The sequence below is a fragment of the Paraburkholderia sp. FW306-02-B genome (assembly GCF_058782725.1).
The window spans coordinates 2,311,850-2,337,316 of record NZ_JBYSXZ010000001.1 but is presented as its reverse complement, the minus strand read 5'-3'; the positions used below and the strand labels follow the sequence as shown (position 1 = coordinate 2,337,316).

Below are 25,467 nucleotides of genomic sequence, written 5' to 3'. Positions count from 1 at the left end.
ACACCACGGACCAACCTGGAGACAACGAAAATGTTCAAGCAGAAAGCCGTACTGGCCAGCATCGCCCTGGGGCTCGGTTTCGCCATGACGGCGGCACAGGCGGCCGACAAGCCACTCAAGTCGATCGGGGTTACCGTCGGCTCGCTCGGCAATCCGTACTTCGTCACGATCGTCAAGGGCGCAGAAGCGAAGGCGAAGCAGATCAACCCGAATGCCAAAGTCACAGCGGTGTCCGCCGACTATGACCTGAACAAGCAGTTCACGCAGATCGACAACTTCATCTCCGCTCACGTCGACATGATCCTGCTGAACGCAGCGGACCCGAAAGCGATCGAGCCCGCAGTGAAGAAGGCCGAGGCAGCCGGCATCGTCGTGGTCGCAGTCGATGTGGCCGCTGCTGGCGCGAACGCCACGGTGCAGACCAACAATGTCCAGGCCGGCGAACTTTCATGCGGCTATATCGCCAAAAAGCTCAACGGGCGCGGCAACGTCATCATCGAGAACGGGCCGCCCGTGTCGGCTGTCGTGGATCGCGTGAAGGGTTGCAAGTCCGTGCTCGCCAAGGAGCCCGGCATCAAGATTCTGTCGGACGACCAGGACGCGAAGGGCTCGCGTGAAGGCGGCATGAATGCGATGCAGGGCTACCTGACGCGATTCCCGAAAGTCGACGCAGTCTTCACGATCAACGACCCGCAGGCCGTGGGCAGCGATCTTGCAGCCAAACAGCTGCAACGCAAGAACATCGTGATCACCTCGGTCGATGGCGCGCCGGACATCGAGACGGCCCTCAAGAGCGATACCCTCGTGCAGGCTTCCGCCAGTCAGGATCCGTGGGCGATGGCGCAAACGGCAGTGGACATCGGCTACGGGATCATGAATGGCAAACAGCTTGCCAACCCGATGACCCTGTTGCCGTCGACGCTCGTCACGCGTGACAGCGTGGGCAGCTACAAGGGCTGGTCCGCACCCCGCTAAAGCACCATCGCCACCACTCGCCCAGCCAACATGTCAAATCTCACTCAGTCACCCGCCTGGCAGGCGCTCGCCGCGCATCGCGACAGCCTCGCAAGCACGTCGATACGCGAGTTGTTCGCGCAGGATCGCGAACGTGTCGAGCGGTTCTCACGGGAAGCCGCCGGCGTGTACGTCGACTACTCGAAGAACCTGATCAACGACGACACCATCGCCCTGCTCGCCGCGCTCGCGCGTCAGGCCGGCGTGGAGGAGCGGCGGCGCGCCATGTTTGCGGGCGAGCGGATCAATGTCACCGAGGATCGCCCCGTGCTGCACGTTGCATTGCGCGAGCGCAGCGGCACGGCGATTCTGGTCGACGGTGAGAACGTCATCCCCAACGTGTCCGGCGTCCTTGCAAAAATCCGGCGCTTTACCGATGCCGTGCGCGAGGGCGCCTGGCGTGGGCATACCGGGCGCGCGATCACCGACGTGGTCAACGTCGGCATCGGCGGCTCGGACCTGGGCCCGCACATGGTCTGCGAAGCCTTGAAGCCGTATGGCCGCAAGGCGCTGACGATGCACTTCGTGTCCAATGTCGATGGCGCGGACATGGCCGAGGTGCTGCAAGCCGTCGATCCTGAAACGACGCTCTTCGTCATCGCGTCGAAGACCTTCACCACGCGGGAAACGCTGCTCAACGCCCATACCGCGCGCGCCTGGTTCCTGCGCGGCGGCGCAGCCGAAGCGGCCATCGCGAAGCACTTCGTGGCCGTGTCGACCAACGGGGAGGCGGTCGCGGCATTCGGCATCGATCCAGCGAACATGTTCGAATTCTGGGACTGGGTCGGCGGTCGATACTCACTGTGGTCCGCCATTGGGCTCCCGATTGCGCTGTATGTCGGCATGGATAGGTTCGAAGCGCTATTGGCCGGCGCGCATGCGATGGACCGGCATTTTGCCGAGGCGCCGCTCGAACAGAACTTGCCTGTGCTGCTCGCGCTGATCGGAATCTGGCACACGAACTTCTTCGGAGCGGCAAGTCACCTGATCGCTCCGTATGACCGGTATCTGCACCGCCTGCCAGCGTATCTGCAGCAGCTCGACATGGAAAGCAACGGCAAGTCGGTCACGCTTTGCGGCGAACGCGTCGACTATGCGACCGGACCGGTGATCTGGGGCGAACCCGGAACCAACGGCCAGCACGCGTTCTTCCAGTTGCTGCATCAGGGCAGCGCACTGATTCCGGCTGACTTCATTGTATGCATGCAGCCGCATCATGTGCTGGACGCTCACCACGAAGCCCTGCTCGCCAACTGCTTTGCGCAGACCGAAGCGCTGATGAACGGCTCGCATGCCGAAGACGCGCCCCACCGGAGCTTCGACGGCAACCGTCCGACCAACACGATCTGCCTCGATAAGCTCGACCCCACGTCGCTGGGCGCCCTGCTCGCTCTCTACGAGCACAAGGTGTTCGTACAAGGCGTGATCTGGAACATCAACTCGTTCGACCAGTGGGGCGTGGAACTCGGCAAGCGGCTCGCGGTGGCCATCGAGGGTGAAATCACCCAGCCCGACATGACAGGTACGCATGACGGATCCACCAACGTCCTGATCGACCGTTTCAAGGCGCGGCGCAACGCGCGTGCAGAATCGACAAACTGAGCCAATCCATCTCATGATGAAAAACTCCACCGGCCCGGTGAACGCTGGCGGATTCGCCTTCGTGCTGTTTGGCGGAACCGGCGACCTCGCGATGCGCAAGATCCTGCCCGCACTCTATGCCGCGCACCGCGCCGGTATGCTCGCGCCGGACGGCAGGATCGTCTCGGTCGCGCAGACGGCGCTGGATGGCAGCGGCTATCTGCAATGGGTCGACGAGCACGTCAAGCCGCACATACCGGGAGCACCGACGGACGATGCAGCATGGCGAAGCTTTCTCGATCGCATTGGCTATGTCTCGCTCGATGCCAGCGAGCCCGAAGCGTTCTTATCGTTGCGCGATACGCTTGGCGTGCTGCGCGGCCAACGCATCTTCTATCTGGCGACCGGTCCGTCGCTTTTCGTACCGATCTGCCGTGCTCTCGCCTCCGTCGGACTTGCTGAGGGCGCACGCATCGTTCTGGAGAAGCCGCTTGGTTACGATCTGGCGTCGTCCAACGCGATCAACGACGCGGTGGGCGAAATCTTCACCGAGGACCAGATTTACCGGATCGACCACTATCTCGGCAAGGAAGCGGTACAGAACCTGTTCGCGTTGCGCTTCGGCAACTCGCTGTTCGAGCCGCTATGGCGCCGCGAATGGATCGACAGCATCCAGATTACGGTAGCCGAGGAACTCGGCGTCGAGGGCCGCGGCAACTTCTACGACCAGACAGGCGCGCTGCGGGATATGGTGCAGAACCACCTCTTGCAACTGCTGTCGATCGTTGCCATGGAGCCCCCGCAATCGATGGATGCCGATGCGGTGCGCGGCGAGAAGCTACGCGTGTTGCGCGCGCTCAAACCGCTGCAGGCGCACGAGATCAGGGAGAACGTGGTGCGTGGGCAATACCACGCCGGCGCGATCAAGGGTACGCCGGTGCCCGCCTATCATGCCGAGCCGGGTGTGAAGCCGGACAGCACGACCGAGACCTTCGTCGCGTTGAAAGCAGAGGTCGAGAACTGGCGATGGGCGGGCGTGCCGTTTTTTCTGCGCACCGGTAAGCGTCTCGCGGGCCGCGTGGCTGAAATCGTCATCAATTTCCGGACCGTGCCGCATTCGGCATTGGGCGCGGTGGCTTTGCGGCCGGGCTCCAACCGACTGACGATCCGCTTGCAGCCGGACGAATCGATCCGGCTCAGCGCCCTCGCGAAACAGCCTGGCATGGGGATGAATCTGCGTGGCGTCTATCTTGATCTTGCGTTCGACCGGTTCTTCAAGGAGGACCGGATGGAGGCGTATCAGCGTCTGCTCCTCGACGCGATCGCGGGACGGCTTGCTCTCTTCGTGCGGCGCGACGAACAGGAAGCGGCGTGGCGCTGGGTCGCACCGATCATCGACGCATGGGCCAAACCCGACTCCGCCGTGAAGCCCTACGCCTGCGGCACCTGGGGACCAGCCGCCGCCAGTGCGCTGCTTGCGCGACATAACACCTGCTGGCTGGAAGAACAGAACTGAGTGCGGATTGCGTGCCTTTGGGCACACCGCTCGAATATTCCCTGTCAAGACAAAATATGAATAAAAGCTGGCGCCTGGAATGGGCTCATGGTTCTCTTGCCGTCTATGCCAAGGGCGGGATGCTCGGGGATGTCATGCTAAAGCGTGATGACAGGCAAATCCGGCCGTTCTACGAAGCGCCATGGCTCGGCGACGACAACCCTGGGCAGGCGGGACTGATCGGCCACATGAGAAGTGAATTCCCATGTGTTCCGTTTGGCGTGCCCTATGCACCGGAAACTGTCGAGGAAAGTTGGCGGCAAAGCCTCGACACACCGGTGGCCGACTATGACCCGGCGCTGGACGCGAGCGATGATCTGCTTCACGGCTACGGCTGCGTGGGCGAATGGATGCTCGTGCGACAAACCGCGCATGAAATCGTGATCGCGCTCGACTATCCGGTCAGTTCCTCAATCGCCCGTGTGGTCAGAATGATCCGGGCCGACCCCAACGGTCCCGCGATCGACTTCACCTTGACGATCCACTCGCGCAGGCAGACGCGCCGTCCGATCGGCCTGCACCCGAACCTGGCGTTGCCGTCGATCGCCGGTGCGCTGAGGGTCGATCCGGGTTCGTTCGATTTCGGCATTGTCCACCCGGCGGGACCCGAACCAGGTGTCTCCCGTGCCGCCCCGGGCGCGATCTTCGTTGAACTGGACAAGGTGCCCCTGCGGGCCGGTGGCACGGCGACCTTTGATCGCCTGCCATTCGCGCACGACACCGAAGAAATCATCCAGCTTTGCGGCGTCGACGGATCTGTGGTTCTGGCCGACGACGAATCACGTGTCGCGTACCGGCTCAACTGGGACGCATCCGTACTCCCATCGCTTCTGCTGTGGATCAGCAATCGCGGCCGCACCTATAGTCCATGGAATGGGCGCAATCTCTGCGTCGGCATCGAGCCGATCGCAGGTGCTTTTGAGCTCGGCTGTCGCGCGGGGCTCGCCGCAAATCCGATCAACGAGCGGGGAATTTCCACCGCGGTTCCGATTGATCCGGAGCAGCCTCTCGAAATCGCATATCGATTCGAGGTTCTCGCCCATTGAAAACCGCAGATTCTCTGAACAATTGTGGCTGGATAGCCGATCGCCATATCTCATAGCCCGGTTCTGATTTCCAGGGGCGGTAACAAGGCATAAAACGATGTGGGTGGTCTATTAACAGGTATTTCCGCAATCTTTCAATAGACCTATAAATTCGCACTACTCATTTAGAGAAACTTGATCTGGCTCGATTGAGCTATTCCCTATTTGCCGGGGTGCGTGGTACCGGATTATCGGGGCACCCGGCATTTGGCGAGAGACCGGCCACGGAGATGGCCGGCTGGCTCGCCGCGTCCATGAAGCCGGCGAATACCGGTTAATTAAATGTAGTTAAAGATAAAATTGTTTGGAGAAAGTTAATGAAAAAGCTGGTAACGGCATTATCGCTTATTGCCACTGCGACAGCGGTTCACGCTCAGAGCAGCGTGACACTGTATGGACGACTCGACGCCGGAATCGAGTACATGTCCGGCATTCCATCCAGCAACGGTGGTAGTACATCCCGCGTGCGCGCCGAGAGCGGCGATTGGGGCACGAGCCTCTGGGGCCTGAAGGGTGCTGAAGATCTCGGCGGCGGCACCAAGGCCGTGTTCCAGCTGGAAGGGTCCTTCAACACGATGAACGGACAACTCGGCGCCACGAATTCGATCTGGAACCGCTGGGCGACCGTCGGTTTTGCGAACGACACGTATGGCACATTGCTGTTCGGCCGTGAACTCTTCATCTCGAACGGGTTGTGGGATTTCGATCCGTTCGGCCAGACGTCATGGTCGTCGGGGTCGCTGGTCCGGGGTCGCAACTGGCCGCAGTCGAGCAACAACATTTCGTACCAGTCGCCGAAAATTGGGGGATTCGACTTTTACGGCCAATACGCGTTGTCGAACGCGACCAACTGGAACGGCAACGGCACGACTGGGCAGGGACGCGAAGCCGGCGTCCAGTTGACCTATTCGGCGGCACTCTTCCAGTTGCGCGGAATTTATGACGAAATCCGTAATCCGGCCAACGGCGGCCTGAATGACGTTTTCCAGTATTCGCGCGAATACTTTGCCGGCGCCAACGTGTTCCTCGGTCCAGTCAAGTTGCAGGCCGCCTATCAGGCGTCGCACGCGTCCGGTGTGACAGCCGGCACACCTTCGACGACACAGCTGGAATGGGGTGGCGTGACGTGGCAGGCCACGCCGGCAGCCGCGCTGATCGGCGCGGTGTATCACGTGAACGCGAATCATGGCGGCGGCAACGCGACGATCTATACGGTCGGCGGCAGCTACAACCTGTCGAAGCGTACCTTGCTCGATGTCCAGGTGGCGCACGTGCATAACAGCAAGACCGGCACGTTCAGCCTCGAAGCGAATCTGCCCGGTAACGCTGACAACCCGTTGGCCGGTCACTCGCAGTCCGGCGTCTATGCCGGTATTCAACACTCGTTCTGATGCGTTTGGGTGACGCCTGAGCGGCATGGCTCCTCCCTCGATCGAGGTGTCTGTTCGAACACAGATCATCGTGAGAACGGAGGAGCCGATCGTCCTGACGCCTGGGCGTAACCGATGAACAGAGACCTCACGCTTCGCGCATGGGGTCCCGCAAACCGGCCAGTCGGACAAGCCTGGCAATCGCCTTGCCGGGCATAACTGTGTTTTTCTTCGCGATAACGCCAACAGGCGGATGTTACGTGTTGCGTCATCCCTCGCTCATTTCAGCCCCGGGTTTCTCTCGCGCTAAAAATCTTCTTTAACTTTTCGTTCGCCGTCGCCAGTTCATGGACGGAAACTACAGCGAGTTGTTGATCAAACAGCGCAAGAACTTTGCCGATGAGCACGTAGGCATCCTCGTTCAGTTTCCAGACACCTGTTTCGAGCCCGTTCGTGCGGCAATGCAGGATAGCCTGGTCAGCGTCGCGAAACAGTTCGGGACTTGCGCTTCCTTGTCCTGCACGGGCCAGCAGCAAAGCCATGTACGTGGCCTGCGCGATGCTGCCGAGATGGTATTGACTGGCGGCGCCGCTGCGCAAAACTTCCAGCGTCAGGTAGTAATTGAGCGCAATTTCGCCTGCTTTCGCGGGGGCAATCGGCAGCATCATCGTCTTTGAGCGAGATGTAGCTGACTTTGATGCCACATAGCGGCGCGTGGACGTTTTTCTATTCATAGCTCACGGTCGCGACCGGGTGGCGCCGGCCGCGATATCGATCACGAAGGCAAGCAGTTTCGCCGCTCGGCGCAATGGGAATCGCAACATGCGACGAATTGGGGGACGGTCGCGCGTTTCAGTGACCGCGAGGCTATGCCCAGGAATTGCGGCACCAGATCGGCGGTACTTCATGTCGCCGGCCCGCCCTCCTCCTGCTAACCCATGTGAAGTCCGCCATTCAGCGAGAAATCAGCCCCAGTGGCAAAACCCGCCTCGTCTGAAGCCAGCCATGCGACGATTGACGCGATTTCTTGCGGATTTCCCAAACGGCGTACTGGAATGCTATCCACGATTTTAGAAAGTATCTCTGGACGCACGGCACGCACCATGTCCGTGCCGATGTAGCCAGGCGATACGGTATTGACCGTCACATCCTTCATGGCGACCTCCTGGGCCAGCGCCATCGTGAAGCCATGAAGACCCGAAACGGAGGCCGTACCCGCCTCAAACAGGCCTTTCCGTCATCCCGGCCGTAGGGAATACCTTACGAAAAATTCAGGTGATATCGGCTCCACTATCCGCCTTTCCCGACCGATACACGCGATCGGCACACGTAAGATCATCGTCGACGCCACCGATTCAGAAAACTTGGCGGGCGTGTCCATGGCTGCTTGCGCAAACGTCCCGTGAAACCGCGAACAATGGCCAGCCGATTTACGCGAAAGACGCTTCTTCGGTCTTTCGATTTGCATCACTTTTCGAGGCCCCGAATGTTGTATGAGTTGCACGAATGGCAGAGAGCAGCGTGGGCTCCGTTCATTCCCTGGCTTCAAGTCACAGCAAACACCCTCACACGCGCCGGCAACCCGTTTCACTCGACACCGTCCCGACAGATTGCCGCCAGCTGTGACTTGTTGGCGAGACTGTACAAGCGCTATACAAAACCGCAGTTCGGGCTGACCGAGACCGTGATTGATGGCGAGCAGGTGCCGGTGATCGAGGCCGTGGCGATGGAAAAAGCGCTCTGCCGGCTTGTTCATTTCGAGCGCGCCTCTACCTGCAAGCATCCTGTCGTTCTACTCGTCGCTCCGCTGTCGGGTCATCACGCGTCGCTCCTGCGTGACACCGTACGGGCCATGTTGCCGGATTTCGATGTCTATATCACTGACTGGCTCGATGCGCGCCAGGTCCCCCTCTCCGAAGGAACGTTCCATCTTGATGACTACGTCGCCTATGTGCGTGAGTTCATCGACTTCCTCGGCCCGGATGTTCATGTAGTAGCAGTGTGTCAGTCCACGGTCCCCGTCCTCGCCGCCGTTGCCCTTGCAGCGGCGCGAGGCGAGCCTGCACCCGTGAGCGTGACCCTGATGGGCGGACCGGTCGACGCGCGCCGCAATCCTACCGTGGTCAACGAGCTGGCCACCAGCAAACCACTCGACTGGTTCGCGCGCACATTGATCAATACAGTACCGCGTCCTCACGCCGGCGCCGGTCGGCGTGTGTACCCGGGATTCCGCCAGCATATGGCCTTCATGGCGATGAATCCCGATCGCCACCTGAAAGCACACGTCGACTACTACTTCGATGTGTCGGCGGGCAACGCGGAGGCGAGCGTCAAACATCGCCGCTTTTATGACGAGTACAACGCCGTCCTCGACATGACAGCCGACTACTATCTGGAAACGGTCCGGGTGGTTTTTCAGGAATTTTGCCTGGCTCGCGGTACCTGGCGGGTGAATGACGAGCATGTGCGTCCGGACGCGATCCGCGGCTCAGCGCTGATCACGGTCGAGGGCGAACGGGACGATATCTGCGGAGCTGGTCAAACTCACGCCGCGCACGATCTCTGCACGGCAATCGACGCAGCGCGCAAACACTGCATCACGGTGGCGGAATGCGGCCACTACGGCATCTTTTCAGGGAGTAGCTGGCGCACGCAGATATATCCGCAGATACGCGACCTGATTTATCGGTACCACTTGGGGTAAGCAAGCTACCTCCTGCCGATGCTTCCGATCATCGGCTGCCGACCCAGTGCTTCATGCTGGGATTCACCCGGCCGTCCTCGCGCCTCACCAGGCGTAAAGAAGCCTGCCCGCGCCCTCAAAATCCGGCCGATGCCGGATCCGGCACGACGCGAGAACGGCGTTCAGGCTGGTCGCCAATTGACCTCCGACGCCGTCAATCCAGGGATAACGATGCTTCGGCGTCTATGCGGCGATTCTCTATGGGATCGCCGCACTGCCCCGTTTGTCCGGATGCAAGGCTGTCTTGAGCGCAGCAACCCGGTGCATCCTCCCAAGCGTTGTTGGGGCTGCGTTTCGACGACGCGTGCGCAATAACCAGGTAATCCGATCGGCTGCAAGTTAGAACCCGTCTTCGCTAGATGTCATATCGCCACGTGCGAAATAACTATCGTGAATAGGCAATATGCGCTGGCCTCCCGTAGACGGCGGGAAGACCGCCCGATTACTTTGGAGGCCAGAGATAAAAATCACATTCTGGAGACATTCAATGAAGATCTCTTCGCCAGTTATCGACGTTCGCGCCTGGCTGGATGCGCAACCTTTCTCGCCGTTTCAATGGCGGGTAGTGTTCCTTTGTTTCTGCATCGTCGCGGTCGACGGTTTCGACACTGCTTGCGTCGGCTTCATTGCACCCGCTTTGATGCACGATTGGCATATCGGCCCTTCCGTGCTGGGTTCGCTGTTCGGTGCCGGGCTGGCCGGCCTGATGATCGGTGCGTTGGCGTTCGGTCCACTTGCCGACCGAGTTGGGCGCAAGAAGACGCTGATCGCGACAGTGTCGTTCTTCGGCGTCGCAAGCCTCGCAGCAGCGTACTCGCCAAGCGTCGAATTCCTCATCGCGCTGCGTTTCGTCACCGGCCTCGGTCTCGGAGGCGCAATGCCGAACGCCATCGCGCTGACCTCGGAGTATTGCCCCGAACGCCGGAAGTCTTTCCTCACGACGGTCATGTTCTGCGGATTCACGATGGGCTCCGGCTTGGGTGGCGTCGTCGCGGCTCAACTGTTGCCGGACCACGGATGGCGAAGTGTCCTCATTTTTGGAGGCGTGCTCCCTTTGACGCTGGTGCCGCTCCTCGCAACGCTGCTCCCTGAATCAGTACGATTCATGGTATCGCGCGGATTTAAATCGACCCGGATTGGGCCGCTTCTCTCGCGCATCGCCCCCGTTCAGTACGACGAAAACACTCAGTTTTCCCTCCGGGAAACTAACGCCGAAGGCTCGCCGGTCCGGCAGCTTTTCGCCGTTGGCTTTCGGCGCGGCACCTTGCTGCTCTGGAGTGTTTTCTTCATGAGCCTGCTGATTGTTTATCTCATGACGAATTGGCTGCCGACGCTCATCCATAGCTCCGGCTTGTCCCTCGCCGCCGCGGCAAGAATCGCAATTCTTTATCAGGTAGGCGGCACCGTCGGCGCGCTCGTCATTGGTTTTCTGATGGACCGCTTCCCGCCGACCATCGTGCTCGGTTCCGCGTATTCGGCCGGCACGCTCTTCCTCATGGCAACAGGCTACGCACAGGGCCCACTGCTGGCTGTAACGGTGACAGGCGTCGGGTTCTGCATTAGCGGTTCGCAAGTGGGTGCCAATGCATTCGCGGCTCGCTACTATCCCACGGCGAGCCGGGTCACTGGTGTCAGCTGGGCACTCGGAGTCGGTCGCCTCGGATCGGTCTGCGGCGCACTCGTCGGCGGAGTATTTCTTACGGCGAACATTGGATTCTCCCTCCTCTTCCTCATCATTGCCGCTCCCGCAGCGATCGCCTCGGTTGCGATCTATGCATGCGGCCTCCAGCCAGGCAGCCGCAGCGCCCAATCCGCTGTCGTCTAAGGTCGTCTGACGTCGACTCATTCTGCATTGCGTTGACAACGCAGTAACCGGTGTGCCTCCTCGAGGCACACATTCCTTCCCTATAAAAATCGGAGACTTCCATGAAGAGGTATTCTGCTGCCTGCCTTATTGCCGTTACGGCGGGAACCGCTCATGCCCAAAGCAGCGTGACGCTGTACGGTTTGATCGATGTCGGTGCGACTTATACAAACAACGCGCAGACCGGCAAAGCAAACGGTCGCAATACCGGCGCCAGTCAGCTTGCGCTCACGGATGCACACACCACGGGTCTATCGGGGAGCCGCTGGGGCCTTCGCGGCACAGAAGACCTGGGGGACGGCCTAAAGGCAATCTTCGTACTGGAAAACGGGTTCATGGTGAACAGCGGTGCTTTGGCACAAGGCGGGGCGGAATTCGGGCGGCAAGCCTATGTGGGTCTATCGTCAGCAAGCTACGGCACCGTGACGGCCGGTCGTCAATACGACCCGCTAGTTGAGTCTGTCCAGCAGTTCTCGGCGTCGGGGTATTGGGGCGGTTACATGTCCTCGCACCTGAACGACATCGATAACCTTAGCAACACGAACCGTATCAATAACTCGATCAAATACACTACGCCGACTTTCCACGGTATCCGCGCGGGCGGCCTGTATAGCTTCGGTGGCGTCGCAGGCAGCGAGACGCAGAATCAGATATGGTCTCTGGGCATCAACTATAGCGGCGGCTCCTTCTCGTTGGGAGCGGGATACCTGAATGCCCGGGATCCAAATGTCTCCTTCTATGGCAATACGCCAAACAAGGGACTTGCCACTGCCGACAATCTCGGTTCTTTCGGTTCTACCACCGCACCGCAGGCGTCTCCGGGTTCAGCGGGATACGCTTCAGCGAAGACCCTCGAGATTATCGGCGGCGGTGCGGCTTACAAGATCAACCAAACCACCATCAGTGCGGTGGTGACGAACACGCGTTTCGGATCGCTCGGCTCGTCGTCCGGTCCGAACCCGCTTCACTACTCGGGCAATGCCATTTTTACCAGCGCGGAGCTTAGCGTTCGAACCATGATCACGCCAGCGCTGCTCACAGGCGTTGCTTTCGATTACACGCAGCGCAACTCAGTCAAAGGGGACGGAGGCGCGAAATATCTGCAGCTTGATCTGGGGGCCGACTATAACCTCTCAAAGAGGACCGATGTCTATGCCCTTGCAGTACTTCAAAAGGCAAACGGTCGAGACTCATTGGGCCAGTCTGCTGTCGCTAACATTAGCGGATTCACGTCGTCGGCAACCGATAAACAGATCGGCCTACGTCTGGGTCTTCGACATAAATTCTGAATAGTTCGCCCATCGCCCGCGCCTTCGTCAACCAGTCCGTACGTAGGCACCTCGCTTGCGGACGCGGGCGACTAGCGGGCGATTAATTTGTCCAGTAGGCGAAGTTGCCGGCGACGAGCTGGAAGGGTTTGTGGGAAGTCACCTTCCATCTGCGTTCATGTTTGCAAACGGAAGGTTGCCTCCCTCTTCTCGCCTGGCTTTGTCAGGCCAATACGTAATCCGGCTGGTTCTGCGGTTTCGCACGCTCAAATGCGGGATGCTCATTCGCGTGCTCATAGATCGCCAGGCTCCGCGTATAAGCGCTCATGTCGCACCCCATTCTCTGCGCGTTGGCGAATTGCGGCACGAGGCACACATCGGCTAGCGTAGGCTTCGCACCGAAGCACCACGGACCAGCGGTGCCACGCGCAGATGCTTCCGCGTCTGCGCGTGCGAGCAGACGCTCAACGCCCGTCATGCCCTCGGCGATCCAGTGCCAATACCACGCATCCTTCTGCTCGGGCGTCACCTTCAGTTCATCCTGCAGATAACGCAGCACGCGCAGATTGTTGACCGGATGAATATCGCACGCGATCAGGTTCGACAACTCAAGCACTCGCGCCCGCTGGTGCGCATCGTCGGGAATCAGGCGTGGCTCCGGATGGTGTTCATCGAGGTAGTCGATGATCGCGAGCGACTGGCCGAGGCGGAACTCGCCATCGACCAGTGCGGGCACCGCTGCTGAGGGATTGATTTCAGCAACATAGCGAGCGTCGCGATGCGCGCCGGTGCGGATGTTCACCGGCCCGTACGAAAAATCGAGCCCCTTCAGCGCAAGCGCGATGCGCACGCGGTACGACGTCGAACTATTGAAAAAGCTGTAGAGCTGCACGGCAACACCCTCCTGATCACGGTCAAGCAACACGCACGGTCAGCTCGCCGAGCCGCTCGACACCGACTTTTATCGTGTCGCCGGCTTTGACCGCACCGACGCCTTCCGGAGTACCCGTGAAGATCACATCGCCAGGTTCAAGGCGGAAGAACTGCGACAGGTAAGCGACCGTTTCCGCAACCGACCAGATAAGGTGCGACACGTCACTCTTCTGCTTCGTTTCGTCATTCACCGTGAGCCACAAGCCTGCGTTCTCGAAGTGACCAACGCTCGTAACCGGGTGAATCGGACCCAGCGGCGCAGAGCGGTCAAATGCTTTTCCCAGCTCCCACGGTCTTCCCATTTCTCGCATTTTCATCTGCAGGTCACGGCGCGTCATATCCAGACCGATCGCATAGCCCCACACGTAGTCAAGTGCCCGTTCGACTGGAATGTCTGATCCGCCCTTGCCGATCACCGCGACGAGTTCTGCCTCGTAGTGATAGTTCGAAGTTTGCGATGGGTATTCGAGATCGAGCGTTTCACCGTACGCAACCGGTACGACCGCATCGGCCGGCTTGCAGAAGAAGAACGGCGGTTCGCGGTCCGGATCGAATCCCATCTCGCGGGCATGTGCCGCGTAGTTACGGCCCACGCAATAGACGCGGCGCACAGCGAATTTGTCGTCCCCACCGACGACAGGAACAGCGACGGGCGCCTCTGGAGTGAAAACGAATGCCATAGTGTTCAACCTGAAAAATAGTTAAAAGTGACTTCAAACGCGCTCTTCGCGTAGCAAATTCAGTGCAGCCAGTACTGGACGATCCGAATAGCTGAACAGCACTGCATCGCTGTCCGCGTCGAGACTTACCTGTACCCACGAAGGCGCGACGAAAACGTCGTGCGGCTCGAACGTGAAAGTCTGTGTGCCGATATGTGCCGCGCCCCGCCCTTCCACAACGCAGTAAACGGTTGCATCGGTACTCCGATAGGTCCGCCCGCGGAATCCGGCCGGCAGGAACTGCATGAAGGTCGCGATGGTCGGCATTGGATAGCCGCCCGTTGCCGGATTGACGTACCGCAGCTTCACACCGTCCCACTCGTCGTGTTCGCCGTTGCGGTACAGATGATCGAGCGCTTCGCGGCTGCGTTCGTACGGGTATCTGAAAATCGGCGACGCGGGGTCCTCTACCTTGTAGCGAACCGGCAGCATGTTGTGGCCATAGCGCGCAAAGCTGTCACCCTCGGGCCGTATAACTGGCTGCGTCGCTTCGGGAAAATTCTCTGCGAAACCTGCGTCCAGATGCGCGACAAGCGGGATATCGAGCCCATCGAGCCAGACCACCGGTACGCCGCCCTCCTCAACCGTCAAATTGCCGTGGTCATGCCAGGTCCACGACGGCGTAATAATGAAGTCGCCCGGGCGCATCGCCGTGCGCTCGCCATTGACGGCGGTCCATGCACTCTCACCTTCTACAATGAAGCGCAAAGCTGACTGGGTATGACGATGGCTCGGTGCAATCTCGCCGGGGAGGATCAGCTGGAGACCGGCATAGAGATTTGGCGTCATGCTCGACTTGCCGGGCAAGGCCGGATTCTCGAGGATCAGCACGCGGCGGACCGCTTCTTCAGCGCTGATAAGCGCCCCGGACTCCAGGACAAGGTGACGTATCTGCGCGTATTTCCATATCGCGGCAACGGCCTGCGGCTTGGGCTGCTTCGGAACGAGGTTGTGCAGCGATTCCCACAACGGGACCAATTTCTGTTGGGCGATCTGTCCGTAATAAGCCGCGCGTTGTTCGAGTTGCGTATTTGCGGTCATACACGTCTCCTGTGATTGGATCGGTGACGTCCATTTTTGTGCAAATGGTTCCGACGTTGCAGCTAGCGGGACGTCAGGGATTTAACTTCGAGACTCTCCCTGGGCTCGGCGCAATCTAGATCTGCACGAAGACGTTGCCATCCTCGATCTTCACGGCATATGCGTTGATGTCCCCGGTCAGCGGTTCACACATCGCCTTCCCGTTGCGGATATCGAAACGTCCCTGATGCAGCGGACACTCTATTTCATGCCCTTCCAGAAAACCGTCGCACAATCGCGCGTGGCCATGTGTGCAGATGTTGTCCGTGGCGAATACTTCTCCGTCTACGCCGTAAAGCGCGAGCTCCTTTCCGCTCGCCTGCACCGCGACGACGTCGTCTTTCGGAACTGCAACCAGCTCGATGACCCTGGTCCATTGTTGTGTCATGGCAAACCTCAAATCGGATAAATCAGCGAGTTGGCGATCATTTCGCTATCGAAAACGCACACGCGCGATTCAAACTTCAGGCCGGCGTCCGTGCGGCGAATCGTGTCGATGTAGCGACCGACGTTGAAAACTGTGGAAATCTCGTCGGGCTTGGTACGAAAGACGGCATAGTTCGCCTCGGAACGGATACGCTCCTCGTCAACGTGCAGGATGCGTGGGGTACCGACAACATGCCTCTGGTAGTACGGATCGTGAAAGATCGTCTCCGTCATGCCGTAGACCCGGTCTTTCAACATGCCGCGGCTTTCGAATGCCAAGGTCGCGAGCGGATAGCCCCGGTCGAAGTTCTCGCGAGGCTGTACCTTGTACTCGCACTCTTCCGTAAAGAACGCTGGCCACTTATCCCATTCGTTGTTATCGATGGCAGATGCGTAGTCCGAGTAAAGCGCCAGCAATTGTTGATATGTATTGAAATCGAGCATCTCAGACCTCCATGACACGGCGCCAGTAGTCATACATCCCGCGAATCAGCGTTTCGGTCACCATGTGATCAGAATCGGCCACCTCGCGGCCGCCCAGTTCGGCAATCGTTCGATGGAACGGCTTCTGCTCAAAACCTTCCTGCGAGAATTCGATGACTTCGCCGTCATCTGCCGAAACAAAGCCAGCCGGGCCGAACAGGTTGGCCTGACGAAGTCGACGCCGCGTCATCTCCTCGCTGTCATCTTCGAAGCCGAAATGCGTCCACACGAAATCGAATGATCCGTGGCCGTTAGGCTGAATGTGTCGCGTCGACACGGAGTTGACCTGCTGCTGGATGATCACGCTTGGAAACAGCGTCATCATTACAGCCGTCGGTTCGCCCCACCAATCTTCCTTGACGATGTCGAGAATTCGGTCGTCATTCAGGTGCATCTGTTCCTTGAAACTCGAGACGCCAGACGTCACCTCGCTTTTGCCTGCGGCACCGCGTGTCGAGATCATGGCTGCGTGACGGAAGTGCGCATCCATCTTTAGTTCCGATTTATTGTCGGCTCGCCACAGCCCGAACGTGACGAACCACGTGTGCAGCAACCCGGGGTGATAGGGATCCTTGATGTTTTCCTGCATCAACTTCCAGTTGCCCGGAATACGCTGACGGTTGTAGCCGAGAATAGTCAGCTTGCGTCCGTCGAAGACACGATCGAAGTAGCGCAGGATCGTCGGCCCCAGATACTCCTCCAGTGGCAGAACGTCGTGATCGAAGGACGCGAACACGACGCCATTACGCGCTGCGACTTTCAGCCTGGTGAGGCCGTGCGCTTTCGGATCGAAATCGGCGGGCATACCGCCATTGACCTTGCCATCGAGCTTCACGCCGCGACGGAACGGAACGCCAACCAGATTTCCCTTCAGGTCATAGTTCCACTGGTGATAAGGGCAGGTGAAGTCTTTCCGGTTGCCCGACTTTTCACGGCAGAATTGAACGCCCCGATGTGCGCAAACATTCTCCACCGCGTAGATTTCGCCATCGGCCGCCCGGCTGACGATAACGGACCGCTCGCCGATAACCGTTCTCCTGAAATCGCCTGGGTTCGGGATCTCCGCTTCGAGCGCGACGTAGCACCAGTGACCCGAGTAAAAGAATCGCTCGAGTTCGCGGCGAAAGATGTCTTCGTCTGTGTATGCCCAGAATGGAATGCGGCTCGAGCCTTCCCCCTTCCACTCCGATTTCCTGAATACAACGGGAGCCTCATTCATACCTGTCTCCTATGATTGAATTTCTTTGACGCCGTGAGACCGTCAGACGCCACTCGGATAAAAAGCGTCGGCGTAGATGCGTTCGGGCTCGACACCCTTCTGCCTGAGTAGTATCGATGCCGCGTCGACCATGACTGGAGCGCCAGCGATGTATGCGCTCCAGCCACGCATGTCACTCCAGTCGTCGCCCACGGCTTGCGTGACAACACCGCTACGAAAACCGTTCACTTTCTCACCGGACGCGACGACGACGTGAAACTTCAAGCGGGGAAGCCTGCTCTGCAACTCCCTCAGCCAGGGTTCGCCGTATACGTCGATATTCGAGCGAACCCCGAAATACACGTGGACAGGGTTATTCATTCCTGTCTCGGCCATACCCCGGAGGATCGAGAGAATTGGCGCGAGTCCAGTACCACCCGCGATACAAACAATGGGGGCAGCGTTCTTACGGCGCAGGTAGGCGGTCCCAAGTGGACCACTGACCCGCACCGGGTCACCGACCTTCAGTTCGCGGGCGATGTATGAAGTAACGCGACCGTCCGGTACAAGCCGGATATGAAACTCGATCTCTTCAGGGTTCTGCGTCACCGCCATCGAATAGGGGCGAATATGCTGTGGCGTGAACTGGAGATTCGCGTACTGACCTGGTGAAAATTCGAGCGGCCTGGATAGTCCGAGGCGCAGACGCTTGATATCGTGCGTCAGGTCTTCGATGCCACGCACAGTCGACTTCAGGATCTTCGCTGGATGAACGACCACTTCGTCCACCTCTGGAATCTCGATCGAGCAGTTTTCAACGAGTGTCGTCTGACATGCGAGCACGGACTCGCCCCGACTCATCGGTGCATTCGACTCCCCGCTACCCGTCACCAGTACGCGGCCGGATGCGATCCGGCAGCGGCATGTGCCACAGCGGCCAGCCATGCAACTGTATGAAATGGGAATCTGGTTGGCACGCAGCACTTCGAGCAGGTTTTCGCCAGCGCGCACGTCTAGCATGCGCTGAAGCGGCAGAATAGATACTTCCATGGCGCCAGTGTCTCCGGGCTGGTCAGTTAGTGCATCCATGATGCCGCCGACGCTTCTATTGATAAATAGAAACTGCTTGATAGTTGATATCATCGGCAGTGATAATGCTGATCGAAGGAGGAGACCACGGATGGAACTTCAAGATATCGACCTCAACCTATTGGTCGTATTCAATGAGTTGCTTCAGCAGCGCCGCGTATCGGCAGTCGCGAACACGCTAGGGATTTCCCAGCCCGCCATTAGTAACGCGCTCAATCGGCTGCGAAAACTGCTGGGGGACGAACTATTCCTCAGAACATCGAAAGGGATGATCCCGACGCCACTTGCTGAGACACTTGCGGAGCCCATCGGCTTTGCGCTTGGTGCGATATACAACACGCTGAATGCAACATCGAACTTCGACCCGGCGTCCAGCACTCGTGCGTTCACATTGGCGATGACCGATATCGGAGAAATCTACTTTCTCCCCGCTCTCATGAAGAGGCTCGCTCAGGTTGCGCCGGGCGTTTCCATCAGCACTGTGCGCAATCATGCCGACGCTCTTAGCGAGGAAATGGAGGCCGGACGCGTCGACCTCGCGATCGGATTCCTACCTGACCTCAAGACAGGTTTCTTTCAGCGGCGTCTTTTCAGGCAGAGATACGTTTGCCTCTTTCGCAAAGGTCATCCACTGGCCAGGACCGGCATGACTCCGAAGGCGTTCTGGCAAGCGGAGCATGTCTCGATTGTTGCGGAGGGGACGGGTCATGGCATGGTCGACACGGCCATCCAGCGCGCCGGCGTAACGCGTCACATGCGTCTGCGCGTACCGCATTTCGTGGCTGTGGGACACATCCTTCAGACGACGGATCTGATCGCCGTCGTTCCAGAGGCTTATGCGACGAGGACACTCGCTCCGTTTGGTCTCGAGTCGGCGCCGTGCCCAATCAAGATTCCAGATATCTCGATTAACGTTCTCTGGCACGCGCGCAATCATCGCGAGCCCAGTAATCAGTGGCTGCGGCAACTCATATTTGATGAATTTTCGCTTTGAGCCGGGGTTTGCGCGCCCGCGTGCATAACGAGGCCGTACTCGTGAGCCGCCGCTGCAACGCCACCATGCGCGTGTAGGCCCCGGCCTGAGCCACTTACCTCGGCGTATTGGCACAAGCCGCGGCAAGCTGATGAATCATGCAGCCGGGGTGGCGTGTCCGCTATCGCTCATCGTGCGCGGATCGTCGTATTCCAGCGAGATGTCCTTGTTCGTGTAATCGCCCAGCCGCGAAGCGGCGATCACGAGCAAAACAGTAGCCATCGCTGCTCCCTGAAGGCTAACCGATTAATCGAACGGCTCCCGACGTTCCGAACACGGTGCCGTCGACAGCCGTCTGCCCTGCGAGCCAGGATAGAACTGACCCGACGCGAATATTTATTCGTCGGACCTCGTGAGACCAAGTTCGCCACGACGCGACGCTGTTGCCTGATGCGATTCAGGCCGCATCCCTGTCCTCCCTGAACAGATATAGCGCCTCTTGAACAGGCCGGTCAGAAAAAGAAAACAGGACGCTGTCCTCGTCTGCCTCGTGCCGCACGCGATGCCACGACGGGACCACGAAGATATCCCGCTTGTTCCACTCCACGATGGCGTCGTTTTCGATCCGGCTGCGGCCCCGCATACAGATCGGTTGTGATCTTCGATTCGCCACGCAGGCCGGGATTCTCCAGCACGAGCACACGCCGTTCGGCTTCCTTTGCCGAAATGATGCCGCCCGCCTCCATCATGGCCGCGCGTACATCTGCGAACGGCCAGTGTGCCGGCACGCATTTGCTACGCGGCTCGGGGGTAATCAAGTCATTAAGCGACGTCCAAAGTGGCGCGAGGTTCTTCTGGCCGATCCGTTCGTAAAAAGCCTCGCGCTCGGGCGTCTCCATCACGCGTACCTTGCCAGTGTTATCGGGCATCATTTCCCCCAATCTCTTCCGACTTAGTCCCGCGTTGATTGAAAATCCGCGCAGGAGCCGTTTCCTTCAACGCTGCGACTGCGATCGCTCCAGCGCAGACTGTCCAGAGCGGCATGGTTACCGCATGCTCGATGCCGAAATGCTTGGCCAGATAACCGGCATAAGCAGGTGCCACGCCTCCGCCAAAGACCTCGCCAATACCGATGATCATGCCCGATGCCGTGGACATCAGTTGAACCGGCACGGCTTCCGCCGCGACCGGACCGACGGTCAGTGTGATCAGGCTATACAGACAACCCATGGCGACCATCAGGCAGACGAACAAAGGAACCGGCGACGCCCCAGTTCGCAAAAAAATCCATAGCGACAGAAATACGCCCGCCGTTGAAAACAGCATGACGGGCTTGCGGCCGACGCGGTCTGAAAGCGCCGGCAGCACGAGAGCACCGATCGCCCCGCCAAAGCCTAGTGACGAAAGAATGAAACCCATCTGCTGCATATCGAGATGCAGATAGTCGACAAGATAGTTGGGAAACAGCGCAGCAATGACGATCTGGCACGCGAGCCAGCACAGCATGCAGATGATGCCAAGCGGCACATTGCGATAACGAAACACCTCATACCAGCGGTGTTGGGCAGTATCGTGTGTCATCGTGTGCTTCGCGATTTCCGTCGGCGACGGCCGGCGCAATACCCGTTGCGCGAGGAACGCTACGATGAGCCCCGGAAATGCTACCAGCAGAAAAATCCACGGCCAGTTCATCACCTTGAGAAGCTGCGTCACCACGATCGGTGTGAGACCAAGCCCGAGCAGAGCCGGCATCATTTGCTGGATTCCGACATTGCGTCCGTGCCGGCTCGGCGGTGACGCATCCATGGTCGCGATTATGCTCGCAGGCGTGAAGGCGCCCTCAGCTACCCCCATGAAGGCACGGATGGCAATCAGGCTGCCGACCCCGGTCGCGAGTCCGCCAAGACCTGCCAGCAACGAAAAACCGATCATCGCGGGGACAATGACTCTCTTGAAGCCGATCCTGTCTGAAAGATTGCCTGTCAGGAGCGCCGACAAGCCCCACGCGAGCGCCAACGCTCCGGTGATATGCCCGAGATCCTGATAATCGAGCTTCAGGTCGCGCATCAGTACCGGCATCAACGGCACGATGAGGAAGCGATCTATGCCGACCAGCCCCATGCCGAGGGCCATCAGCGTGACAGCCTTCCATTCATAACTCCTTGACGGCTCGACGTGTGATGGCGCAACCGTTGAGGGCGCCAGAGGAGGGTTGACGTTCATTCGAAGTCCTTTTGGTTGGACGGCATCGCTCGTTCGAATGCCGGCATTGCCAGCGCCGCATCCGAAATTCGCTGCAAGGTCGGAAAGGTGGTCATGTCCAGATTGAAATTGCGGGCGTTGATGACCTGAGGAACGAGGCAAATGTCCGCCATGGTGACGTTGTCGCCGTGGCAAAAGCGCCCTGTTTCCGGGCTGCCTGCAAGCATCGCCTCGATGGCGCCAAAACCATCCGCTATCCATCGGTTGTACCAATTCTTGATAGCGTCCTCTGGCTGATGAAGCGTCTTGCGCAGATAGTTCAGAACGCGCAGATTGTCGATGGGATGGATATCGCAAGCGACAATCTGTGCCAACGCGCGAACACGTGCGCGCGCGGCCGGATCAGCGGGTAGCAACGGCGGATCTGGCCGCGTCTCATCAAGGTAGTCAAGAATGGACAGCGACTGAATCAGCGCCTGTCCGTCTATTTCCAGCGTCGGCACGAGACCTTGACGATTCAGTTTCAAGTAGTCCGGAGCGCGCTGCTCGCCGCGCCGCAGATGATGAAACGCATCCTCGTAGGGTATCCCCTTGACATTGAGCGCTATCCGGACGCGAAATGACGCGGAAGACCGGTAGTAGCCGTGAAGTTTGACCAGCTCACTCATGAGATCAAATCCGTCAGGTGCAATCCGTCAGTCTGCGCATGAAGCAGGTTGTCGGCCACAACGGCGCCAAATCCTTCCGATGCGCCCGTATAGTCAAGATCGCCTGGCGCCGGATCGACATCACGCGACAACCAGTGAATCATCTCGGAGAAGATGAGTAGACCGTGATGCGCGGAGAAATCCGTACCGCCTTCGACGACGATCTGATTCATTGCGTCTTCGACAGACCAGGCTCGACAGAGCTTCTCCACAGTCGGGGTATATCGCGGCTTCGCCGTTCCTGTCCTGGACTGGCGGACCAGGTCACATAAGAGTTTCGCAAAGCGGATCGCGAAGTTGGACGCATCCGTGGTATTGGCATGAACGACTGCACCCGACGCCAGAGGTCCATCGATCATCTTCGTCTCCTGCCATATTCGTGTTGTTATTAACTATCGACGCTACCGTGATTACTGTCCAACGATAAAAATCGACTAAGTGATCTCGATAGGTGATTACCGGTTATCCGAGTTCAACGCGCATTCATGACGTGAACTCCGCAGAGCTAACGATCTTTAGAAGCCGTTGAAGACAGAGAATCCAAATTGCCTTAGCTGGTTTCCAATTTGCAGCGAAACCGCAACAGTCTATCCCGGCCTAAAACGATGCTCCGTGCTGGTAATCCCTATAAACTACGATCACTGACTGCAGACACGGATGTCAGGAGCGCTATACCTAAACTTGAAGGCTGTCGCCATGAAACCCCTGATCAACACACTAGTCGCCGCCTCCGTTCTGACCGTTCCGATTCTGTCCATTGCTCAGCAATCGACGCCGCCTGTCACACGTGCGCAGGTGCGTGCCGAACTCGGCCAACTCGAAGCCGCTGGTTTTAAGGGCGCCCCCACCGGTCCTTATTACCCCGCGAACCTTCGGGCCGCGGAGTCGCGGGTCGCCAGGCAAAACGTCGTCGAGCAAGCGACAACCAGCAACTATGGCCCGTCGACGGGCGGTTCGTCACAGTCGGGCCACTCGGGAGTTTCGGCGGACGCGCAATAGACGGACTTCGAGCATTGAGAGTCAAGGCCGTTGCACGCCAGTCAACGGCCGGTTCGCGCTTATCGCTCTATCGCATACACACTGAGCCGATTGTCGACTGACGAGACTCCAGGCACGCTCTTAGCGATCTCACCAGCGCGATCCACCTGATTACTCTTCGGCACAGACCCAGACAACGTTACAATGCCGCCCTTCGCGTAGACGAATAGATGTGTCATGTCGATCCCCTTTGCCTTCGCCATTGCGGTACGCACACTCTTGGCCAGCTTGCGGTTAGCCGCCCTGACCGATTTTGCGCTCGGTGCGCTGCCCGCATCCGCCGACACTACGACATCACTGCTATTGCCGTCCTGAGCGAACGCCGCAAACGGTGCGATATTGGCCGCCAATGCGACCACCAATCCAATCTGTAAGACTGCTTTCATTTTTCTTCTCTCTATGTTGGAGATGTTAGAGACCGGCTTGGATTTACCCGGCAGCTTGCGAGCGCTATGTCCGCATCTTCCGTCAGGGAGGCACCACCACTGCAGCGCCTCCCCCGATACAGATAGCCATTCGTCGAGCAGCCGGTCTGACGCCTTTCAGCCTTAGAACGAATGCCGCACGCCAATCTGCACGCCGGTCTGACTGCTATCAGCTGACGACATCCTATAAGCGGCAGACGTACCGTTGTACGAGTCGAAGTTAAGCGCCGAGTGGCGCGAATAGCCCACTACCAGATACAGATCGGTGCGCTTTGACAGCAGGTAGTCGCCGATAGCCATAACCTGCTGCGGGCTGGCCGGCCTCGTCACCTCGCCGTCGACTCCGGTTGCCGTGCGAATGCGGTCGTAGTAGTACGCAATGGTCAGTATCTTGTCGACCGCGAACAGGTAGCGCGCAGCCGCCCAGAAGTAATCGTCGCGAGCGGCGTAGCCGGCGAGCGGATCGTTCTTTCCATAGCGATACCCTCCCATGAGCTTGAGCGCAGCGGTCGAATAGGTGACGCCGACAGCCGCTTTTTCGAACCGCGCATAGCTGCTGCCGACACCGTCCGCCCGATGAAGGTTGTCGTAACCCACGCTTACGGAGACCGTGCCATTGTCGTACGAGGCAGCACCGCCGTAACCCGAACCATTCGAGAACTGCCCTGCAAGGTTGCTAAAGGAATAGTGCCCAATCAGCGTCACCGGCCCGAAAGAGTTCTTGTATTTGACGACGTTGCTCTCCCAGAGGTTGGCCCCGACTTCTGCGACGACGGGCTCGTATGTACCCGACAGGTCTGTAGGCGACGACGGGTAAAGCGCATCCACGAGGGACGTGTACTGCCGGCCAAAACGAAGCGTGCCGGCTTTCGGCGAGGTCAGGCCAATCCACGCGCTACGACCGAAAAACTCCTGCATCAGACGGCCGTTGGGAACCAGAAAGCCATCTTCCAACTGGAACTCCGCCTTTAGTCCACCTCCGAGATCCTCATTGCCTGTGAGGCCCCAACGCGAGCCGCCGGAGCGAGCCCCGTCCGCCATTGCCCAGCGGTTGCCCGTGGCTGCAGGCTGGGTGGGGCTGGTCGGCCAATGATTGGTGAATTCGATTGCGGTGTCGAGAATGCCGTAGAGCGTTACACTCGATTCAGCATGCCCACAAACCGCAAACGTCCCGGCCACCAGGCCGGCGAACATCCGCCTCTTCATCAAAAGTCCCCTCCATTTAGAATTGCCAGCTCGAAACTCTTCGCATTTCCACTTATTCGTGTTTTTTGTAGTGGGTACTCTTTCCGTCACCTGAACGTTGCAGGCAACCTTGCGTTTCAGACGAAGGCAAACCGCCAAGCGCGAATCCTGCTGCACATACACCGGTCGCGAAACGGTCTGTTTCATACTTCACTTAGTAGCAGTACTAACCTGATGATCGATCTTTCATATCCTACGGAATGCGTCACCGGGCGCTCCTGACATCTGACCTTCGGCGCATCTTCGTTACCTGCCCTCCCCGTCGTGCCGCACATTCGCTGACAATCCCGTGTTCAGGATCAGGATGAGCACTCCGACCTGTAATCCCGCCGTGCATCGCCCTTCGATTTTTGGCGCGCAGAGATCCTTCCGGGCATTGATAGATGCCGGCACGTAAGGAGTCTGGAATTTGGCGCGCTAAGGGTTCAAGCCAGAACCATTGCGTCAATCACGGGAAGGCTGCCGATCG

Annotated in this window: 25 protein-coding genes and 1 pseudogene; 10 read left to right on the top strand and 16 right to left on the bottom strand. The window is 59.0% G+C overall.

Translation table 11 applies throughout. The features are described from left to right. The first annotated feature begins 30 nt into the window (after positions 1–30). The 5 genes from AC3WOG_RS10360 (at position 31) to AC3WOG_RS10340 (ending at position 6,626) form a co-directional block, all read left to right on the top strand. A complete protein-coding gene (locus AC3WOG_RS10360; protein ID WP_492577894.1) occupies positions 31–975 on the top strand; it encodes an ABC transporter substrate-binding protein in 945 nt (314 codons plus the stop codon). A 30-nt stretch (positions 976–1,005) separates the two neighbouring features. Then, on the top strand, positions 1,006–2,616 hold the full coding sequence (gene pgi, locus AC3WOG_RS10355; RefSeq protein WP_492577893.1) for a glucose-6-phosphate isomerase: 1,611 nt from the start codon (positions 1,006–1,008) through the stop codon (positions 2,614–2,616). 16 nt (positions 2,617–2,632) lie between these two features. Continuing rightward, the gene (gene zwf / locus AC3WOG_RS10350; RefSeq protein WP_492579767.1) at positions 2,633–4,111 is read left to right on the top strand and encodes a glucose-6-phosphate dehydrogenase; all 1,479 of its coding nucleotides are present in this window, start codon (positions 2,633–2,635) and stop codon (positions 4,109–4,111) included. 17 nt (positions 4,112–4,128) lie between these two features. Continuing rightward, a complete protein-coding gene (locus AC3WOG_RS10345) occupies positions 4,129–5,196 on the top strand; it encodes a hypothetical protein (RefSeq protein WP_492577892.1) in 1,068 nt (355 codons plus the stop codon). Positions 5,197–5,552: 356 nt separating this feature from the next. Beyond that, complete coding sequence (locus tag AC3WOG_RS10340; RefSeq protein ID WP_492577891.1) at positions 5,553–6,626, top strand: porin; 1,074 nt, start codon at positions 5,553–5,555, stop codon at positions 6,624–6,626. Positions 6,627–6,889: 263 nt separating this feature from the next. On the opposite strand, the gene AC3WOG_RS10335 is transcribed toward AC3WOG_RS10340, so the two are convergent. Together AC3WOG_RS10335 and AC3WOG_RS10330 are read right to left on the bottom strand one after the other, a co-directional pair. Further along, positions 6,890–7,273: a Fis family transcriptional regulator gene (locus AC3WOG_RS10335; protein ID WP_492577890.1), complete on the bottom strand. Its 384-nt coding sequence runs from the start codon at positions 7,271–7,273 to the stop codon at positions 6,890–6,892. Between the two features lie 263 nt (positions 7,274–7,536). Continuing rightward, positions 7,537–7,806: pseudogene (locus AC3WOG_RS10330) on the bottom strand (SDR family oxidoreductase); the annotation flags it as partial. A gap of 285 nt (positions 7,807–8,091) precedes the next feature. Between AC3WOG_RS10330 and AC3WOG_RS10325 the strand changes: the two are divergent. From AC3WOG_RS10325 to AC3WOG_RS10315, 3 genes are all read left to right on the top strand, one after another. Next, positions 8,092–9,309, top strand: coding sequence for a polyhydroxyalkanoate depolymerase (locus tag AC3WOG_RS10325; RefSeq protein ID WP_492577889.1), 1,218 nt, complete (start codon positions 8,092–8,094; stop codon positions 9,307–9,309). 526 nt (positions 9,310–9,835) lie between these two features. Continuing rightward, positions 9,836–11,173: an MFS transporter gene (locus AC3WOG_RS10320; protein WP_492577888.1), complete on the top strand. Its 1,338-nt coding sequence runs from the start codon at positions 9,836–9,838 to the stop codon at positions 11,171–11,173. Between the two features lie 101 nt (positions 11,174–11,274). Further along, on the top strand, positions 11,275–12,501 hold the full coding sequence (locus tag AC3WOG_RS10315) for a porin (protein WP_492577887.1): 1,227 nt from the start codon (positions 11,275–11,277) through the stop codon (positions 12,499–12,501). Between the two features lie 202 nt (positions 12,502–12,703). Here AC3WOG_RS10315 and maiA (AC3WOG_RS10310) read toward each other — a convergent pair whose 3' ends face one another. The 7 genes from maiA (AC3WOG_RS10310) to AC3WOG_RS10280 all read right to left on the bottom strand — a co-directional run bounded on the left by maiA (AC3WOG_RS10310) (position 12,704) and on the right by AC3WOG_RS10280 (position 18,369). After that, entirely contained in the window at positions 12,704–13,372 is a 669-nt protein-coding gene (maiA, locus tag AC3WOG_RS10310) for a maleylacetoacetate isomerase (protein ID WP_492579766.1), read from the bottom strand. Positions 13,373–13,394: 22 nt separating this feature from the next. Next, complete coding sequence (locus AC3WOG_RS10305; protein ID WP_492577886.1) at positions 13,395–14,093, bottom strand: fumarylacetoacetate hydrolase family protein; 699 nt, start codon at positions 14,091–14,093, stop codon at positions 13,395–13,397. Between the two features lie 33 nt (positions 14,094–14,126). Next, positions 14,127–15,173, bottom strand: coding sequence for a gentisate 1,2-dioxygenase (gene gtdA, locus AC3WOG_RS10300; RefSeq protein WP_492577885.1), 1,047 nt, complete (start codon positions 15,171–15,173; stop codon positions 14,127–14,129). Between the two features lie 115 nt (positions 15,174–15,288). Next, on the bottom strand, positions 15,289–15,600 hold the full coding sequence (locus tag AC3WOG_RS10295; protein WP_492577884.1) for a non-heme iron oxygenase ferredoxin subunit: 312 nt from the start codon (positions 15,598–15,600) through the stop codon (positions 15,289–15,291). Between the two features lie 8 nt (positions 15,601–15,608). Then, on the bottom strand, positions 15,609–16,082 hold the full coding sequence (locus AC3WOG_RS10290) for an aromatic-ring-hydroxylating dioxygenase subunit beta (protein WP_492577882.1): 474 nt from the start codon (positions 16,080–16,082) through the stop codon (positions 15,609–15,611). A gap of 1 nt (position 16,083) precedes the next feature. Further along, entirely contained in the window at positions 16,084–17,340 is a 1,257-nt protein-coding gene (locus AC3WOG_RS10285; protein WP_492577881.1) for an aromatic ring-hydroxylating dioxygenase subunit alpha, read from the bottom strand. A gap of 42 nt (positions 17,341–17,382) precedes the next feature. Next, the gene (locus AC3WOG_RS10280; protein WP_492579765.1) at positions 17,383–18,369 is read right to left on the bottom strand and encodes a 2Fe-2S iron-sulfur cluster-binding protein; all 987 of its coding nucleotides are present in this window, start codon (positions 18,367–18,369) and stop codon (positions 17,383–17,385) included. Positions 18,370–18,499: 130 nt separating this feature from the next. Here AC3WOG_RS10280 and AC3WOG_RS10275 point away from each other — a divergent pair, with 130 nt between their 5' ends. Then, the gene (locus AC3WOG_RS10275) at positions 18,500–19,402 is read left to right on the top strand and encodes a LysR family transcriptional regulator (protein WP_492577880.1); all 903 of its coding nucleotides are present in this window, start codon (positions 18,500–18,502) and stop codon (positions 19,400–19,402) included. 135 nt (positions 19,403–19,537) lie between these two features. Here AC3WOG_RS10275 and AC3WOG_RS10270 read toward each other — a convergent pair whose 3' ends face one another. The 5 genes from AC3WOG_RS10270 to AC3WOG_RS10250 all read right to left on the bottom strand — a co-directional run bounded on the left by AC3WOG_RS10270 (position 19,538) and on the right by AC3WOG_RS10250 (position 22,649). Then, a complete protein-coding gene (locus AC3WOG_RS10270; RefSeq protein WP_492579863.1) occupies positions 19,538–19,663 on the bottom strand; it encodes a hypothetical protein in 126 nt (41 codons plus the stop codon). Positions 19,664–19,893: 230 nt separating this feature from the next. After that, positions 19,894–20,313 carry a hypothetical protein gene (locus tag AC3WOG_RS10265; RefSeq protein WP_492577879.1) on the bottom strand — a complete coding sequence of 140 codons (420 nt, stop codon included), beginning with the start codon at positions 20,311–20,313 and terminating at the stop codon, positions 19,894–19,896. Then, positions 20,300–21,514: an MFS transporter gene (locus tag AC3WOG_RS10260; protein ID WP_492577878.1), complete on the bottom strand. Its 1,215-nt coding sequence runs from the start codon at positions 21,512–21,514 to the stop codon at positions 20,300–20,302. The genes AC3WOG_RS10265 and AC3WOG_RS10260 overlap by 14 nt, the downstream gene beginning before the upstream one ends. 86 nt (positions 21,515–21,600) lie before the next feature. Next, complete coding sequence (gene maiA / locus AC3WOG_RS10255) at positions 21,601–22,251, bottom strand: maleylacetoacetate isomerase (RefSeq protein ID WP_492577877.1); 651 nt, start codon at positions 22,249–22,251, stop codon at positions 21,601–21,603. Next, positions 22,248–22,649, bottom strand: coding sequence for a hypothetical protein (locus tag AC3WOG_RS10250; protein ID WP_492577876.1), 402 nt, complete (start codon positions 22,647–22,649; stop codon positions 22,248–22,250). The genes maiA (AC3WOG_RS10255) and AC3WOG_RS10250 overlap by 4 nt, the downstream gene beginning before the upstream one ends. Positions 22,650–22,986: 337 nt before the next feature. Here AC3WOG_RS10250 and AC3WOG_RS10245 point away from each other — a divergent pair, with 337 nt between their 5' ends. Beyond that, positions 22,987–23,289, top strand: a complete 303-nt coding sequence (locus AC3WOG_RS10245; protein ID WP_492577874.1) for a DUF4148 domain-containing protein — start codon at positions 22,987–22,989, stop codon at positions 23,287–23,289. A gap of 59 nt (positions 23,290–23,348) precedes the next feature. Here the strand turns inward: AC3WOG_RS10245 and AC3WOG_RS10240 are convergent, their stop codons facing one another. Further along, positions 23,349–23,714, bottom strand: a complete 366-nt coding sequence (locus tag AC3WOG_RS10240; RefSeq protein ID WP_492577873.1) for a BON domain-containing protein — start codon at positions 23,712–23,714, stop codon at positions 23,349–23,351. Positions 23,715–23,876: 162 nt separating this feature from the next. Continuing rightward, positions 23,877–24,959: a porin gene (locus AC3WOG_RS10235; protein ID WP_492577872.1), complete on the bottom strand. Its 1,083-nt coding sequence runs from the start codon at positions 24,957–24,959 to the stop codon at positions 23,877–23,879. Between the last annotated feature and the right edge of the window lie 508 nt (positions 24,960–25,467).

What these genes read in the sequence shown, in the direction of transcription:
- AC3WOG_RS10360 (WP_492577894.1), top strand. Translation starts at nt 31, where the DNA reads ATGTTCAAGCAGAAAGCCGTACTGGCCAGCATCGCCCTGGGGCTCGGT.
- pgi (WP_492577893.1), top strand. Translation starts at nt 1,006, where the DNA reads ATGTCAAATCTCACTCAGTCACCCGCCTGGCAGGCGCTCGCCGCGCAT.
- zwf (WP_492579767.1), top strand. Translation starts at nt 2,633, where the DNA reads ATGAAAAACTCCACCGGCCCGGTGAACGCTGGCGGATTCGCCTTCGTG.
- AC3WOG_RS10340 (WP_492577891.1), top strand. Translation starts at nt 5,553, where the DNA reads ATGAAAAAGCTGGTAACGGCATTATCGCTTATTGCCACTGCGACAGCG.
- AC3WOG_RS10335 (WP_492577890.1), bottom strand. Translation starts at nt 7,273, where the DNA reads ATGATGCTGCCGATTGCCCCCGCGAAAGCAGGCGAAATTGCGCTCAAT.
- AC3WOG_RS10325 (WP_492577889.1), top strand. Translation starts at nt 8,092, where the DNA reads ATGTTGTATGAGTTGCACGAATGGCAGAGAGCAGCGTGGGCTCCGTTC.
- AC3WOG_RS10320 (WP_492577888.1), top strand. Translation starts at nt 9,836, where the DNA reads ATGAAGATCTCTTCGCCAGTTATCGACGTTCGCGCCTGGCTGGATGCG.
- AC3WOG_RS10315 (WP_492577887.1), top strand. Translation starts at nt 11,275, where the DNA reads ATGAAGAGGTATTCTGCTGCCTGCCTTATTGCCGTTACGGCGGGAACC.
- AC3WOG_RS10305 (WP_492577886.1), bottom strand. Translation starts at nt 14,093, where the DNA reads ATGGCATTCGTTTTCACTCCAGAGGCGCCCGTCGCTGTTCCTGTCGTC.
- gtdA (WP_492577885.1), bottom strand. Translation starts at nt 15,173, where the DNA reads ATGACCGCAAATACGCAACTCGAACAACGCGCGGCTTATTACGGACAG.
- AC3WOG_RS10295 (WP_492577884.1), bottom strand. Translation starts at nt 15,600, where the DNA reads ATGACACAACAATGGACCAGGGTCATCGAGCTGGTTGCAGTTCCGAAA.
- AC3WOG_RS10290 (WP_492577882.1), bottom strand. Translation starts at nt 16,082, where the DNA reads ATGCTCGATTTCAATACATATCAACAATTGCTGGCGCTTTACTCGGAC.
- AC3WOG_RS10285 (WP_492577881.1), bottom strand. Translation starts at nt 17,340, where the DNA reads ATGAATGAGGCTCCCGTTGTATTCAGGAAATCGGAGTGGAAGGGGGAA.
- AC3WOG_RS10280 (WP_492579765.1), bottom strand. Translation starts at nt 18,369, where the DNA reads ATGGAAGTATCTATTCTGCCGCTTCAGCGCATGCTAGACGTGCGCGCT.
- AC3WOG_RS10275 (WP_492577880.1), top strand. Translation starts at nt 18,500, where the DNA reads ATGGAACTTCAAGATATCGACCTCAACCTATTGGTCGTATTCAATGAG.
- AC3WOG_RS10270 (WP_492579863.1), bottom strand. Translation starts at nt 19,663, where the DNA reads ATGGCTACTGTTTTGCTCGTGATCGCCGCTTCGCGGCTGGGCGATTAC.
- AC3WOG_RS10265 (WP_492577879.1), bottom strand. Translation starts at nt 20,313, where the DNA reads ATGATGCCCGATAACACTGGCAAGGTACGCGTGATGGAGACGCCCGAG.
- AC3WOG_RS10260 (WP_492577878.1), bottom strand. Translation starts at nt 21,514, where the DNA reads ATGGCCCTCGGCATGGGGCTGGTCGGCATAGATCGCTTCCTCATCGTG.
- maiA (WP_492577877.1), bottom strand. Translation starts at nt 22,251, where the DNA reads ATGAGTGAGCTGGTCAAACTTCACGGCTACTACCGGTCTTCCGCGTCA.
- AC3WOG_RS10250 (WP_492577876.1), bottom strand. Translation starts at nt 22,649, where the DNA reads ATGATCGATGGACCTCTGGCGTCGGGTGCAGTCGTTCATGCCAATACC.
- AC3WOG_RS10245 (WP_492577874.1), top strand. Translation starts at nt 22,987, where the DNA reads ATGAAACCCCTGATCAACACACTAGTCGCCGCCTCCGTTCTGACCGTT.
- AC3WOG_RS10240 (WP_492577873.1), bottom strand. Translation starts at nt 23,714, where the DNA reads ATGAAAGCAGTCTTACAGATTGGATTGGTGGTCGCATTGGCGGCCAAT.
- AC3WOG_RS10235 (WP_492577872.1), bottom strand. Translation starts at nt 24,959, where the DNA reads ATGAAGAGGCGGATGTTCGCCGGCCTGGTGGCCGGGACGTTTGCGGTT.